13 protein-coding genes are annotated in these 14,490 nt (G+C 72.1%); 8 read left to right on the top strand and 5 right to left on the bottom strand.

The features are described from left to right. From MYMAC_RS11635 to MYMAC_RS11625, 3 genes are all read right to left on the bottom strand, one after another. Entirely contained in the window at positions 1-1,320 is a 1,320-nt protein-coding gene (locus tag MYMAC_RS11635; protein WP_239989489.1) for a phospholipase C/P1 nuclease family protein, read from the bottom strand. Between the two features lie 91 nt (positions 1,321-1,411). Beyond that, positions 1,412-2,266 (bottom strand): metal-dependent hydrolase, encoded by an 855-nt coding sequence (locus tag MYMAC_RS11630; RefSeq protein ID WP_095958147.1) that lies wholly within the window; start codon positions 2,264-2,266, stop codon positions 1,412-1,414. 32 nt (positions 2,267-2,298) lie between these two features. After that, positions 2,299-3,753, bottom strand: a complete 1,455-nt coding sequence (locus tag MYMAC_RS11625; protein WP_239989488.1) for a hypothetical protein — start codon at positions 3,751-3,753, stop codon at positions 2,299-2,301. A gap of 429 nt (positions 3,754-4,182) precedes the next feature. On the opposite strand from MYMAC_RS11625, the gene MYMAC_RS11620 reads away from it, so the two are divergent. After that, positions 4,183-4,545 (top strand): hypothetical protein, encoded by a 363-nt coding sequence (locus MYMAC_RS11620; RefSeq protein WP_095958145.1) that lies wholly within the window; start codon positions 4,183-4,185, stop codon positions 4,543-4,545. A gap of 96 nt (positions 4,546-4,641) precedes the next feature. Further along, entirely contained in the window at positions 4,642-5,736 is a 1,095-nt protein-coding gene (locus tag MYMAC_RS11615) for a hypothetical protein (protein WP_095958144.1), read from the top strand. A gap of 21 nt (positions 5,737-5,757) precedes the next feature. On the opposite strand, the gene MYMAC_RS11610 is transcribed toward MYMAC_RS11615, so the two are convergent. Both MYMAC_RS11610 and MYMAC_RS38355 read right to left on the bottom strand, forming a co-directional pair. Next, positions 5,758-6,531 carry a hypothetical protein gene (locus MYMAC_RS11610; RefSeq protein WP_095958143.1) on the bottom strand — a complete coding sequence of 258 codons (774 nt, stop codon included), beginning with the start codon at positions 6,529-6,531 and terminating at the stop codon, positions 5,758-5,760. Between the two features lie 208 nt (positions 6,532-6,739). Then, complete coding sequence (locus MYMAC_RS38355) at positions 6,740-7,177, bottom strand: DUF2383 domain-containing protein (RefSeq protein ID WP_013938924.1); 438 nt, start codon at positions 7,175-7,177, stop codon at positions 6,740-6,742. 666 nt (positions 7,178-7,843) lie between these two features. Between MYMAC_RS38355 and MYMAC_RS11600 the strand changes: the two genes are divergently transcribed. Genes MYMAC_RS11600 through MYMAC_RS11575 form a run of 6 tightly spaced genes read left to right on the top strand, consistent with a single transcriptional unit; the run spans position 7,844 to position 14,470 of the window. Further along, a complete protein-coding gene (locus MYMAC_RS11600; protein ID WP_095958142.1) occupies positions 7,844-8,566 on the top strand; it encodes a phosphoadenylyl-sulfate reductase in 723 nt (240 codons plus the stop codon). Further along, entirely contained in the window at positions 8,563-9,228 is a 666-nt protein-coding gene (locus tag MYMAC_RS11595; RefSeq protein ID WP_095958141.1) for a precorrin-2 dehydrogenase/sirohydrochlorin ferrochelatase family protein, read from the top strand. Before MYMAC_RS11600 ends, MYMAC_RS11595 begins: the two co-directional genes overlap by 4 nt. Then, the gene (cobA, locus tag MYMAC_RS11590) at positions 9,225-10,025 is read left to right on the top strand and encodes a uroporphyrinogen-III C-methyltransferase (RefSeq protein WP_095958140.1); all 801 of its coding nucleotides are present in this window, start codon (positions 9,225-9,227) and stop codon (positions 10,023-10,025) included. The genes MYMAC_RS11595 and cobA overlap by 4 nt, the downstream gene beginning before the upstream one ends. After that, complete coding sequence (gene cysD, locus MYMAC_RS11585; RefSeq protein WP_013938920.1) at positions 10,018-10,935, top strand: sulfate adenylyltransferase subunit CysD; 918 nt, start codon at positions 10,018-10,020, stop codon at positions 10,933-10,935. Before cobA ends, cysD begins: the two co-directional genes overlap by 8 nt. Continuing rightward, complete coding sequence (locus MYMAC_RS11580) at positions 10,935-12,644, top strand: sulfate adenylyltransferase subunit 1 (protein WP_095958139.1); 1,710 nt, start codon at positions 10,935-10,937, stop codon at positions 12,642-12,644. Before cysD ends, MYMAC_RS11580 begins: the two co-directional genes overlap by 1 nt. Next, positions 12,641-14,470 carry an assimilatory sulfite reductase (NADPH) flavoprotein subunit gene (locus MYMAC_RS11575; RefSeq protein WP_095958138.1) on the top strand — a complete coding sequence of 610 codons (1,830 nt, stop codon included), beginning with the start codon at positions 12,641-12,643 and terminating at the stop codon, positions 14,468-14,470. Before MYMAC_RS11580 ends, MYMAC_RS11575 begins: the two co-directional genes overlap by 4 nt. Positions 14,471-14,490 lie beyond the last annotated feature (20 nt).

The following is a 14,490-nucleotide window of genomic DNA, read 5'->3' as shown; positions in this document are numbered from 1 at the left end:
CTAACGGTCCCCCCAGGCCACGCCGAACCCCAGGCTCCAGGTGAAGCCATGCGCCCACGTCACGCCAGGGGGGCGCAGGCCCTGGTAGAGCACCTCCGTGCTGGCGACGAGGTTCGCGCCCAGCGGCACGTGCGCGCGCAGCCCCACGGGCACGCCCAGGCGAGTATCCCCACCCTCCCAGGTGCGCAGCCCCACGCCGGCCAATGCGCGCACGTCCACGCCCCAGGCATACCCTGGCCGCCAGGCGATGAGCGGCGGGGACAACACAGAGAAGGCCCAACCGCCCACCGGCCTGGCCCTGGGCGCCGCGCCGCCCTCCAGGCCTCGCGTCCAGTCCACCGACAGCCCCAGGCCATGGGGCAGCGGCAGCGAGCCCCGCAGGCCCACGACAGGCGCCGTGCCTCGCGCATCGGAGAAGATGCCGCCCAGCGCCTCCAGTGACAGCTCGGGTGAGGGCTGGAAGGCACGCAGCGCGACGAACGCCGCGTCCGGCGCCGACACCTCCTCGAAGCGCTGCGCCGCCCACGCCAGGAACGCGCCGGAGTACGCCACCGCCGAAGCCACGCGGTCATCCATGAAGGCCGCCGGCCCCGCGGGAGGAATGCGCTGTCGCGTCCCCTTCCAGCGCACCTCGCCGCGGCCGAAGGCGTTGCCCACCGGGCCATAGACGCCGAAGGCACCGGGCGACGCCGAGTCTGGCTCGGACCAGAAGGCGCTCCAGGGCAGCGCGCCGCCGTCCTGCGTCGCCAGCGTCCCGGTCCGCACCGCCTCCAGCGTCTCCCGCGCGAGCGCCCGCTGCGCGTCCGTCCCGGACATCGGTGACACCTCGCGGCGTGGCAGGCGCTTCAGCGAGGCGCCGACGCCGTAGCGCTCGAAGCCGTCGCTGAGTCCATGGTTCACCGGGACGACGTGCGGCGGAGACGCCATGTCCTGGAGGTGGTGGGCCAGGTGTCCGGCACGGTCCCAGGCTCGCGGCAGGTCGCCGTTGCGCGCGGCCTCCAGGGCGTCGTCCCACAGCGCCCGGACCCGGTCCTCCGAGCCTCGCCGCAGGACGGAGGAGAGCGCCCCCTCCGGGCGGTAGAAGTGGTGCCAGCCCGTCCACTTCACGTGGAGGTTCCAGTCCTCCGCGGTGGCGCCATGCACCACCTGGCCCCGGTGCTCCGCGAGCCCCGCCCCTGCCCCGGACGCCACCGCCGCGTCGAGCGCGGCCTGCGTGAGCGCGCGGTGGTCCTGCACCCTGAAGGCCCTCGCCTGGAACGGGAAGGCCCCGCACAGCAGCACGGCGAGCAGGAATCGCCAGGACGGTGGGCGGCGTGTCACGGGAGCCAGGAACCCTCGCTGTGGCCAGCACGTTCCGCCAGGGGGCGCTGGCCACGCGGAATGCTCCCCCACCAGGCGTCCTGCCACGCCCCTACGCCGCCTCGCGCTTCGGGAGGTCCGAGGCCGAAGCCTCCAACGTCGCCAGGTGCGCCCTCGCCAGCGCCAGGTTGTCGTTGTCCAACGGGTGGAAGGACGGGCGCAGGTACTGCCACATGCCCCGGCCCAGCACACGGAACAGTACCGGGTCCTTCCGGTGGGCCCGCCACAGCTCGCGGAGGAGCCCCGTCCACCCCAGGCCGCGCTCCTGGCGCAGCAACATCACCGTGGCGGCGAACCACAGCGCGAACAGCGACGCCACGCCCAGCACCATGCCCAGCACGCGCAGCCCATAGCCCGGCGCCACCAGGCGCAGCACGTCGAAGGCCACCGCCTTGTGCTCAATCTCCTCCGCGGCGTGCCATTCGATGAGGCCGCGCATCGCCGGGTGGCCGTCCGCGAACACCCCCAGCGTCAGCGTGTGCTCCCCCATCAGCGCCGTGTAGTGCTCCAACGCGGCGGTGATGGACAGCCGCAGCGACGGGGGCAGCCGCCCGTCGACGAGGCCCCACAAGAAGGCGTTGTAGCGCTGCATGAAGCGGTGGAGGTCGTAGCCCTGGGACTCCAGCAGCTCGATGTAGTCCTGGTGCTCGTGCGCGTGCTTGCCCTCCTGCGCGAAGAAGGCCTTCACCTGGGCGCGCAGCGCTGGCGCGTCCGCCAACCGCGGCAGGTAGTGGTTGACGCTGCGCACGAAGAACCGCTCGCCCTGGGGGAAGAGCAGGTTGAGCCCGTTCCACAGGTGCGTGGTGCCAGGGCCGTTGCGGTGCCAGATGCGCGGGAAGCTCGCGTCGAAGGGGAACTTGAGGTGCGGTCGCGGCCGGATGCGTCCGGGGTCGTGGGGGGAGACCATGGAGAGCTCGCGTGACGGAAGACCAAGAGGGTTCAAGGAAGCATCGGACGTGCCGGCCGGGACCTGCGGAGGGCCTCCGCGACGAGCACGTCCCGGAAGGCCAGCAGCCGCGCGCGTGTGCCCAGGGCGCCACTGCCCGCCAGGGCCGCGAAGAAGCGCTTGCGCGCGCCCGACGGCGTCGCGTGGAGGACCTCCGTCACGCAGAGGGCCACACCGCCCCCCACGGCGCACAGCGGCCGCATCGTGTTGAAGAAGAGCGCGGGATGCCGCGCCAGCGCGTCATCATCGTCGACCTCCAGGGTGATTTTGGACAGCAGGGCATTACCTCCCAGGGCCGCGGGCACCTGCCGCAGCAACGGGGTGAAGGCGAAGCCGTGCGTGGTGAGCGACGGCATCCACCACGGCAGCGCCGGTGCGTACAGCGTGGCGAAGATGTCCTCCAGCACGCCTCCGCCCCGCCGTGTCTGCTCCAGCAGGTGCGCGACGTGCGTGGGCGTCATCGGGCCCAGGCGTGTCCGCGAGGGAATCACCGCGATGCCGATGCGCCGCCACTTGCGCGCCACGGTGTGCGGCGACGAAGGCAGCACCGGCACCAGCAGCGTGGGGTTGTCGACGGGGAACACGCCCTCGCCGGCTCGCCGCACCGCCTGGAGCATCGCGCAGGTGAGGTTGCGGAAGTCGAGCCCCTCCGGCAACTCCACCCGCAGCACCGGCGACGGCTCGTCCGGCCCCGTGAGCCAGTCGCCCAGCTCCGCGGGGTCCGCCCGCCGAGGCAGCCCCACCGAGGCGGCCAGCGACAGCTCGGCCATCGCCGTGCCATCCATCACCAGGTGGTCGATGCTCAGCTCCAGCGCGCCCGTCGCCGCGTCCACGCGCGCCCCCAGCCAGGCGCTCGACGTCAGCAGATGGGACGCCCACGCGCTGGCGCCTCGTGCGGCGCGGTCCACCACCACCTGGGGGAACACGCCCTCCCGGCGTGACTCCGCCAGCGAGCGCACCGGCGCGCGCGCCAGCAGCGCCGCCACCGCGCCGGGCGTCAGCGCCGCGTCCTCCAGCGACAGGCGCACCACCTGGAACCCGCCGTCCTCACACGTGACGGCGGCGGTGAGGACCTCCGGGTCCGGGGCGCGCTGGCGCGCGTCGGTGCCTTCGCGGCCCAACCGCGCCACCCAGACGTCCAGGGGCTGGTTCTGCCGGCGCACGCCCAGGCTGCCGCGGTACCAGCGCGCCACGTTCGCCAGGAGCACCGCCGCCCAGAAGCCCCCTTCCAGGTCCACGCCCAGCGGCTGCACCGTCACCATGGCGCGGCGCGAGCGGGGCTCCGTGGAAAGGAACTGCTCCCACGTCGTCAGCGCGGGCACCACGTGCGTCGGCCGCCGCGCGGGGAACAACCGCCGCCATCCATCACAGCAACGCACGAGCCCGCTGATGGCCTGACGCGCCACCGGATGCAGGTGCGGGAACTGGTGTGTCAGCGCCGAATGCACGCGTCCGCTGACGCCAACGTCCTGGGTCTCAAGCGGCAGTGGGAGGGGACCGGAACCGTCCAAGGAACGCCTCCGAGCGGTCAACGGGGGGATGACCCACGACATCGGAGCCGTAGCCTACCGGACACGCCACTTGGACCGTCAGGTCATCGCGCGATTTCACCTGCAGCCACGCTTTTTGCCCTGCCTGCGCGGGTGAAACACGACTCACGATTACGTGTTCCACCCGCACCGCCAGGAAGCAATGCGGCAAACCCGGCAGCCGGGACGGAATCTTCGCGCGTCACGAATCCTGAGCCCGGGCAAATGTCTGCCATTGAAAACCCGGGCCAAAGCAGACGACCGTTCATCCCTGACGCCCCCTGGTATTCTTTGACAGCCCGACATTCCCGTGCACGACCGCCCGGGTTGTCGGCGTCAGGAGCCATCATGTCCGTCACCCGCCGTCCCCTCGCCTGGAGTGCCGCCCTGCTGCTGACGTTCGCGACCGTCGCGGCCGCCGACCCCATCGACTCCGGGCCCGAGTTGCTTTGCGAGAGCACTGAGAGCGCATCAATGGCCATCTGCTTCCAGTCCTTCTGTGACGAGGACTGGCAGTGCGCGGACGCGTGTCCCAGCGCGCAGACGGCCACCTGCACGAACAACGTGTGCGAGTACACCTATCGCACGGGTGGTGGCACCGGCGGCCCGGGCGGCCCCTTCTGCCACGCGATGTTCTGTGCGGAGGACTACCACTGCCAGTGTGGTGATGTTCAGGGCTACTGCGGTCTCGACTCCGTCTGCTACTTCTAGGCCGCTCGACGCGTCGTTCCGCTCATCAGGCTCCGGGAAGAAAGCCCGCGCCGGGGAGTCATCCGGCGCGTCGGAGGACACCTTCCCGGAGCCGCCATGCCACGCCTGCTCGACAGCCTGCCCCTGCTCTACCGCGACCTCCTCCCCGGCTTCTTCCGGCAGGACGTCCCCGAGGAGCGCAAGGCCACGTGCGCGAACTGCGCCATGTGTCAGGACACCGCGCAGGGCACGGTCGCCTCGGTGGACGGCGTGGACCGGATGTTCCGGCCGGACACCAAGTGCTGCACCTATTCACCTCGCCTGCCCAACTACCTGGTGGGCGCGCTGCTGTCGGATGACCGCCCCGAATTGGCCGAGGGCCGGCGCCGCATGGAGGAGAAGGTCGCCAGCCGCGTGGGCGTCACACCGCAGTGGGTGAAGCCGCCCGCCAAGTTCCACTTCCTCTACAAGAACGGCCACCAGTTCTTCGGCCGGGCCGCGTCCCTGCGCTGCGGCTACTTCTCCATGGACAGCGGCGGCTGCACCATCTGGCCCTACCGCGAGGCCGTCTGCTCCACCTTCTTCTGCAAGTACGTGGCGGGCGCGGACGGCCGCAAGTTCTGGATGTCCCTCAAGACGTACCTGACGCTGGCCGAAATCCAGCTCTCCCGCTGGACGGCGCTCCAGCTCCTCCCCGAATACGTGCTCTCCGGCAAGGACCGCGCGGAGACGCAGCCGGGCCCGCTCACCGTGGAGGACCTGGACGACACCGCCCCGCCCGCCAAGGCCTACGCGGCGCTGTGGAAGGGCTACGAAGGCCTGGAGCTCGACTACTACCGGGAATGCTACCGGCTGGTGAAGTCACTGCCCCCGGATGGGCTGGAGAAGCTGCTGGGCCTGGACGGCACCATCGAGCTGAAGACGCTGGAGAAGCTCCACGACACCGCCGTGTCGCCCAGGCTGCCGCGCACCCTCAAGCTCAACCCCGATGCCACCGTGCAGTGGATGCAGGACGGCAGCGTGGCGCTGGGCGCCTATAGCGAATACGACGCCGTGGCCCTGCCCGGCGAGGCCTACGGCCTGCTCGTGGAGTTCACCGGACGCGAGCCCGTGGCCGCCGTGCGCCAGCACCTGCGCGAGCACAAGCAGGCGGACCTGTCCGAGGACGTCCTGCTGGAGCTGTACCGGCACCGCATCCTCGTGGAGGCGTGACGCGCCCGGGCGGCGCCAGGCTCAGGGCGGGTGGGACAGCTCGCCCAGCTCGCGCAGCATGCGGACGGAGGCCTGGGCATTGCGCCACGCGAAGACCGTCTCCGACAGGTGGTCCGCCATCCACGCGCAGAAGCCCGGGTCTCCGGCGCCCAGCCAGGCCGCGGACTCCGACAGCTCCGTCTCCGCGGCCTCCCACGCGCGGCGGTAGGCGCTGGCCGCGGTCATCAGCTCGGCGAGCGAATGGGTGAAGGCGTCCAGCGCCGCGCGCAGCTCCAGGGGCGCCCCCGGCTCCGCCCGGCGCGAGTCCCGCAGCCGGCCCAGGTGGACCAGGAGCCCCTGCTCCAGCGCGGCGGCGGTGCCCAGCCGCGCCTGGGCGCCGTGGAGCAGGACCTGGAGGTCCTCGCCCAGCTCGTGCAGCAGCTCCTCGTTGGAGCGCGCCACCGGGCGCCCCAGCCGCGTACACACCGCCTGCCACAGGCTGCTGTACCCGAGCAGCTCCGCCACGCCCCGGCGCACGTGGGGCGGGACGCGGTCCAGGAACTCGAGCGCGCACTGCCGGGCCGACGTGGCCAGCGGCCCCGCGCCAGGGCCCGCCTTCGCGGACTTCAGCACCCGCCAGGCCCACTGGAGCGTCGTCTCCGTGGAGCGGAACAGGGCCTCGCAGCCCGCGCTCAGCGTCCCCGCGTGGCTGGCATCCATCAACGAGGCGGTGGTCGCGGGGACGGTCCGGGGTTCCTCGCCGGAGACTTCCTCCGGACGTGAATCACGTTCCGATGAACCGCGGTCCGGCGACATGCTCCGCCTCCCCAAACGCGATGGGCCAACCCCAGGTATCGCACGGCGTGCCCACAAGCTCCAGCGCCCGCATGGAGGGGATTCAGGGGATGCGCGACCTGTAACGGAGCGGGTTACCAGCGCCGCCGCCGGTGTCGCACGGCCTGAGAAAAAACCGGCCGGGTGGCCGCGATGCGCCACCCGGCCGGCGGGCCTTCTGCCCGCGCCCTCAGTGCAGGGTGCGCTTGAGGCGGCTGAGCCGCTCATGCGTCCGCTTCTGGGCGGGGAGCAGCTCCATCCGCACGAAGCGGCGGGCCTCGCCATGCACCTGGTCCGCGTCCCGCTGGTAGTCGGCCAGGCCATGGTCCTCGCCCTCCTCCAGCGCCTGGATGGCGGCCTTCTCGCCCAGGACGTCCGCGCCGCCTTGCACCAGCTTGGCGAAGGTGCCCCACATGCCGGAGCCCTTGGCGGGCTCACCGCCCATCTTCTGGATGAGGTCGCGGAGCTCCTCGACCCGGTGCTCGTGGTCGTGCTGGCAGTACTCCAGCGCGTCACGGGCCAGTCCGTCCGACACGTGCCCGATCGCCTGACGATAGGTCTCCACGGCGGAGATTTCGCCGCGCAGGAAGGAGTTGAGCGTCTCGACGTCCTTGTTGGTGCTCGCCATCAATGGCCTCCAATGGGTGACGGGTGAATCCGGCTTGCCGCAAAGGTGGTGCCCATCACCTCAGGGGCAACGAGGGCCCGGCTCCCCGCCCCCTTCCAAGGTCGGCCCACACGCCTTGAGACCAGGCGGACGAGCGACCGCCCCCTCTGGAACGAGCCCTTGTCCGCGCCTCTTCCGTGAGGGCCGGTTGACGCCCGCCCGCGGCAGGCGTTAGCGTTGGGCTCCTCGATGACGCACCCACTCACACCGACCGCCGCGCCGTGCTTCAGCCGCTGCTGTCCGTCGTGTGCCTGCTGTCGTCAGCCGGACCTGGGTTGTTGACGCGCACACCGGAAGCCTCTCCAAGCCTTCCGCCCCGCGCTCCTCCCGGCCCGGTCTCCTGACCCAGGAACCGGGCCGTTTTCGTTCCCGCTCCCAGCCCCGCACCGCGTGCCCATGTCCTTCGCCTTTGACACCCATGCCCTCCGCGCTCCCGTGCTCGCCGCCGGGTGTGCCGCCGCCTGTGCCGCGGGTGCCAACGGCTGTCCGTGCTGTGCGTGTCCCGCGTGTCCGCCGGAGGGCGGGTGCCGAGCATCGAGAGGCGAGTAGCGCGTCCTTCTCGAACCTTCTTGCTCGTGCGGCCCGCCCTCGAAAGAGGCGGGCCGTTTCTTTTTTGCCGGAGTCCCCATGCCGCCCCCGCTGCCCCACGTATCCACCCTGCTGGCCGAAGCCGCCGAGGTGAAGTCCGCCCCCGCCCAGGACATCCTCACCTGGGCCGAACGCCGCTTCGGCGCGCGCGCCGCCATTGCCTCCAGCTTCGGCGTGGAGGACCTGGTCCTCATCGACCTGGCGCGCCAGCACGCGCCCAGCCTGCGCCTCTTCACGCTCGACACCGGCCGCCTGCCACCAGAGACGTACGAGCTCATGGACGTGGTGCGCAAGCGCTACGGCGTCACCGTGGAGACGTACTTCCCGGAGCGCGAGCGCGTGGAGGCGCTGGAGTCCACGAAGGGCTACTTCTCCTTCCGCCAGAGCCTGGAGGCGCGCAAGGAGTGCTGCGCCATCCGCAAGGTGGAGCCGCTGGCACGCGCGCTGGCCGGCCGCGAGGCGTGGGTGACGGGACTGCGCCGCGAGCAGTCCGTCACCCGCACCGACGTGGCGACGGTGGAGGTGGACGGCGCGCACGGGCTGCTCAAGCTCAACCCGCTGGCCACGTGGAGCAGCAAGGACATCTGGGCCTACGTCCGGGCGAACGGCGTGCCCTACAACGCGCTCCATGACCGCGGGTACCCGTCCATCGGCTGCGCGCCCTGCACGCGCGCGGTGAAGCCCTACGAGGACGAACGCGCGGGCCGCTGGTGGTGGGAGTCCGCGGAGAACCGCGAGTGCGGCCTCCACCCGGTCCGATGAGCGCCGCCATGCCTTCACATCCCATGGACTATCCCGTGTGCCTTCGACTGGAAGGGCGCTCCGTCCTGCTGGTGGGCGGCGGCGCCATCGCGGAGGGCCGCGCGCTGGCGGTGCTCGACGCCGGCGCGAGGCTGCGCGTCATCGCGCCACGCGCCACCGACACCCTCCGGACGCTCGCCGAGGGCGGGCACCTGGAGTGGCTGCCCCGCCCCTACGAGGCCGGCGACGCGCGCGGCCAGCACCTGGTGCTCGCGGCCACCGATGACGCGGCCGTGAGCCGGCAGGTGGCGGCGGAGGCCCGCGCCCTGGGCGTGTGGGTCAACACCGCGGACGAGCCCGAGCTGTGTGACTTCACCCTGCCCTCCATCGGCAGGCGGGGCCCCATCACCGTCGCGGTGTCCAGCGCGGGTCAGGCGCCCGCCCTGGCGAGCCACCTGCGCAAGACGCTCACCGCCCAGGTGACGCGCCACCACGTCTGGCGGGCCCGGCTCAGCGGCTGGCTGCGCGAGCACCTGCCCCGGGGCACCGAGCGCCAGCAACTCCTGAAGCAGGTGGCGGTGGGCGACATCGGCGTGCTGCTGGAGCAGGGCGAGCGCAAGGCGGCCTGGGCACGGCTGCGCGCGGACCTGCGGGCCTTGAAGGTTCCTGGAGAGACACCATGAGAGAGCAGACGAGAGGCCGCGTGTTCCTGGTCGGCGCGGGCCCGGGCGACCCGGAGCTGTTGACCTTGCGCGCCGCGCGCGTGCTCCGCGAGGCGGACACCGTCGTTCATGACCGGCTGGTCCACCCCGGCGTGCTGGAGCATGCGCGCCCCCACGCGCGGCTCATCTACGTGGGCAAGGAGGGGGGCGGCGACTCGGTGAGCCAGGAGGAGATTCACGTCCTCCTCATCGCCCAGGCGCTGCTGGGGCGCCGCGTGGTGCGGCTCAAGGGCGGGGACGCCTTCGTCTTCGGCCGCGGCGGCGAGGAGGCGCTCGCGCTGGAAGAGGCGGGCATCCCCTATGAAGTCGTGCCCGGCCTCACCGCCGGGACGGCCGTGCCCGCCGCGGCGGCCATCCCCGTCACGCACCGGGGCGTGTCCGGCGCGGTGACCTTCGCCACCGCCTACCGCGGCGGCAGCGCGCCGGACTGGGACTTCCTCGCGAAGGCCCAGACGCTGGTCCTCTACATGGCGGGGAGCCGGCTGGAGGAGACGGCGCGCGCGCTGATGGGCGCGGGGCGCGCCGCGTCCACCCCGGCCGCGGTGGTGGAGGCGGGCACCTGGGAACATCAACGGGTGGTGGAGGCCCCGCTGGGCCGCATCGCCCAGGCGGTGGCGCGCGACGGGCTGGGCTCACCGTCGCTGCTCATCGTGGGCGAAGTCGTCTCCCTGCGCTCGCGCCTGCCGTCGCTGGTGGCGCAGGGCACCCCGGAACACGGACACGCGCCAGCGCGCGTGGCGGAGGGCGGTCATGAGTGAGCACTCGTTCGCGCGCGCGTCGCACCTGTCGGAGCTGGAGGCGGAGAGCATCCACATCCTCCGCGAGACGGTGGCCGAGTTCGCCAACCCGGTGATGCTCTACAGCATCGGCAAGGACTCGCAGGTCCTGCTGCACCTGGCGCGCAAGGCGTTCCATCCCGCGCCGCTCCCCTTCCCGCTGCTCCACGTGGACACCACCTGGAAGTTCCGGGACATGTACGCGTTCCGGGACGCCTTCGTGGCCCGCCACGGGCTGCGCCTCATCGTCCACCAGAACCAGCGCGCGCTGGCCGAGGGCATCAACCCCTTCGACCACGGCAGCCAGAAGTACACCCACGCGATGAAGACGCAGTCGCTGTTGGAGGCGCTGGCGAAGCATGGCTTCGACGCGGCGTTCGGCGGCGCGCGGCGTGACGAGGAGAAGTCCCGCGCCAAGGAGCGGGTGTTCTCCTTCCGGGACAGGCACGGCCAGTGGGATCCGCGCCGGCAGCGCCCCGAGCTGTGGAACCTCTTCAACGGCCGCGTCGACGCGGGCGAGAGCATGCGCGTCTTCCCGCTGTCCAACTGGACGGAGCTGGACGTGTGGCACTACGTGCTGCGCGAGCGCATCCCCGTGGTGCCGCTCTACTTCGCGGCCGAGCGCCCGGTGATTGACCGGGGCGGCACGCTGCTCATGGTGGACGACGAGCGCATGCGGCTGCGCCCCGGGGAGAAGCCCGTGCTCCGGCGCGTGCGCTTCCGCACGCTGGGCTGCTACCCGCTCAGCGGCGCCATCGAATCCTCCGCCACCACGGTGGAGACCGTCATCCACGAGATGGTGAGCGCCCGCCAGTCCGAACGGCAGGGCCGGCTCATCGACCACGACGAAGAGGGCTCCATGGAGCTCAAGAAGCGCGAGGGCTACTTCTGATGGACACCGGACTGCAGCAACTGCTCGACCAGCACTCCGCCCGCGAGCTGCTCCGGCTCGTCGTGGTCGGCTCCGTGGACGACGGCAAGTCCACCCTCATCGGCAGGCTCCTCTACGAGTGCGACGGCCTCTTCGAGGACCAGATTCAAGCGGTGCGCAAGGCCAGCGCGAAGCGGGCCGCCGCCGTCTCCGCGTCCCCGGAGGCGCTGGCCCAGGGCCTGAAGGCCGCGGCCGGCGCGGACGAGGAGGCGCTGGACTTCTCCCTCTTCACGGACGGCCTGCGCGCCGAGCGCGAGCAGGGCATCACCATCGACGTCGCCTACCGCTACCTGAGCACGGCGCGGCGCAAGGTCATCGTCGCGGACACGCCGGGTCACATCCAGTACACGCGCAACATGGCCACCGGCGCCTCCACGGCGGACGCGGCGGTCATCCTGGTGGACGCGCGCCTGGGCGTGCTGCCGCAGACGCGCCGTCACGCGTACATCGCCTCGCTGCTGGGCATCCCCTACCTGGCCGTGGCGGTGAACAAGATGGACCTCACGGGCTTCGACCGGGACGCGTTCGAGCGCATCGGCGCCGAGCTGGTGGACTTCGCCCGCGCGCTCGGCTTCGAGGGCGTGCGGCTCTTCCCCGTCAGCGCCAGCCGCGGAGACAACATCACCCGGCCCAGCGCCCGCACGCCCTGGCACGAGGGCGGCACGCTGCTCGCGTGGTTGGAGTCCCTGCCCCACCAGCGCCGGCAGGACGACGCGCCCTTCCGCTTCCCCGTCCAGTACGTGCTGCGGCCCCACCAGGACTACCGGGGGCTGGCGGGACAGATTGCCTCCGGCACCCTCCGCGTGGGGGATGAAATCCAGGTCCACCCCTCCGGGCGCCGCACGCGCGTGGCGGGCATCGACACGTTCGACGGGCCGCTGGAGGTGGCCGCGTCCCCTGCTTCCGTGACGCTCCGGCTGGCGGACGAGGTGGACGCCAGCCGGGGCGACGTGCTGGCCCACGTGGACCAGCCGCCGCTGGCGCTCCATCAGCTCGACGCGATGCTCGTGTGGTTCGGTGAGCAGCCGCTGGACTGCGCCCGCCGCTACCTGGTGAAGCAGGCCACGCGCACCGCGCCCGCCCACATCGAACGGGTGCTGTGGCGCAAGGAGCTGGCGGACCTGTCCGAACAGCCCGCGGAGTCGCTGTCGCTCAATGACATCGGCCGGGTGCGCCTGGTCTGCCGGCGCCCCCTGCTGACGGACCCGTACCGCGACAACCGCCGCACGGGCGCGTTCATCGTCATTGACGCGCTCACCCATGACACCGTGGGCGCGGGCATGGTCCTGGGCCCCGCGGAGGATTCGGCGCCGGGCAAGGTGGACGCCTCGCTCGTCACGCAGCCCGAGCGGCGCGCGAAGCTGGGACAGCCCGGCGCCATCGTCCTGCTGCCCGCCAGCGCGGACGCCAGCACCCGCGCCTTCCAGTTGGAGCGCCGGCTGTTCGACCTGGGCTGGCACGTCTCCACCACCCACGGCGACATGGAGGTGGCGCTCGCGCTCGCCGCCGCGGGCCTGGTGGCGCTGGTCCACACCGACACGCCCCAGACTCGCCGGGCCTTGCGCGCGGAGGCCCGGGATGCTGGCGCCGCGTGGCTGGAGCTGGACGCCAGCGAGGACCTGGAGGCCCAGCTCGCCCGAGTCGTCTCCCTTCGCGAGGCCGCACGATGAGCGCATCCCCTGTCACCGCCACTCCCCCGTTCATCAACGCGCTGCTGGGGGAGGACCAGGGCGCCCTGCTGCTGAAGCTCGTCGGGGGACTGGACACGTCCGCCCTGCACTGGCTGAGCGGCTACACGGCGGGGCTGGCCGCCCGCGCGCCGCAGGCCTCCGCCGTCCCCGTGACGCCCGTGCCCGTGGCCGCGCCCGCCGCGCCCTTCACCATCATCTACGGGACGCAGACGGGGAACAGCCGCCTGCTGGCGGAGCGGCTCAAGCACCAGGTGGCGTCCGCCGGGCTCACCGCGCGGCTGTTCCGGGCCAGCGACTATCCCGTGCGGGAGCTGGCCAAGGAGAAGCTGCTCTGCATCGTCATCAGCACCCAGGGGGACGGCGACCCGCCGGATGACTCGCGAGGCTTCTGCGAGTTCATCCTGGGCAAGCGCGCCCCCCGCGTGGAGGGGCTGCGCTACGCCGTCCTCGGGCTGGGCGACTCCAGCTACCCGCGCTTCTGTGAGGTGGGCCGGGCGCTCGACGTCCGCCTCGCGGAGCTGGGCGCCAGCCGGCTGCTGGAGCGGGCCGACTGCGACGTGGACTTCGAACCCGTGGCCAAGGGCTGGCTGGACCAGGCCTTCACCCTGGCGCGCGAGGCCCTGGCGCCTCAAGCCCCCGTGGCGGCCACCGTCGTGCCCATGCGGGAGCCCGCCGCGAAGGCATCGGCGTTCAGCAAGGAGGCGCCGTACACCGCGGAGGTGCTGCTCAACCAGCGCATCACCGCGCGCGGAGCGCTCAAGGACGTGCGGCACGTGGAGCTGTCGCTCGCGGGCTCCGGGCTGGAGTACGCCCCGGGCGACGCGCTGGGGGTGTGGCCTCACAATCCCCCGGAGCTGGTGGCGCTGTTCCTGTCCGAGCTGCGGCTCGACGGCGACGCGCCCATCACCCGCGATGGCCGCACGCTGCCGCTGGCCCGCTGGCTGGGTGACGCGCTGGAAATCACGAAGCTCAACCGCCCCTTCCTGGAGCGGCACGCCGCGTTGTCGGGCAGCGCGGCGCTGCGAGAGGTGCTCGAACCGGGCCGCGCCGACGCCTTCCGCGCGCTGCTGGCGGGCCACCAGGTCATCGACGTGCTCCGCGCGCACAAGGCCACGTGGGACGCCACCGAGCTGGTGAAGACGCTGCGCAAGCTGACGCCCCGGCTGTATTCGATTGCCTCCAGCCCCAAGCGCGTGGGGGAGGAGGCCCACCTCACGGTGGCGGTGGTGGACTACACGGCCTTCGACCTGCGGCACTTCGGCGCGGCGTCCCACCACCTGGCCACGCGCACGGCGGGCACCGACCCGGTCCGCGTCTTCGTCGAGCCGAACGAGCGCTTCCGGTTGCCGGAGGACGGGGACAGGGACGTGCTGATGATTGGCCCTGGCACCGGCGTGGCGCCCTTCCGGGCCTTCGTCCAGGAGCGCGCGGAGACGGGGGCGAAGGGCCGCAACTGGCTCTTCTTCGGCGAGCAACACTTCCGCACCCAGTTCCTCTACCAGACGGAGTGGCAGGAGGCGCTGAAGCAGCAGACGCTGCACCGGCTGTCGCTCGCCTTCTCTCGGGACCGTGCGCAGAAGGTCTACGTGCAGCACCGGCTGCGCGAGGCGGGACGTGACGTCTACGCGTGGCTCGAAGGCGGGGCCCACCTCTACGTCTGCGGCGACGCCCAGCGCATGGCCCCGGACGTCCACGAAGCCCTGGTGGACATCGTCTCCACGCACGGCGGCAAGCGCCGCGAGGACGCGCACGCCTGGCTCGAAGCCCTGCGCGAGCAGCGGCGCTACCTGCGCGACGTCTACTGACCCATTTGAGATTGCGAGCA

It is taken from the genome of Corallococcus macrosporus DSM 14697 (genome assembly GCF_002305895.1).
GTDB lineage: Bacteria > Myxococcota > Myxococcia > Myxococcales > Myxococcaceae > Myxococcus > Myxococcus macrosporus.
This window is presented reverse-complemented; position numbering and strand designations above follow the sequence as displayed.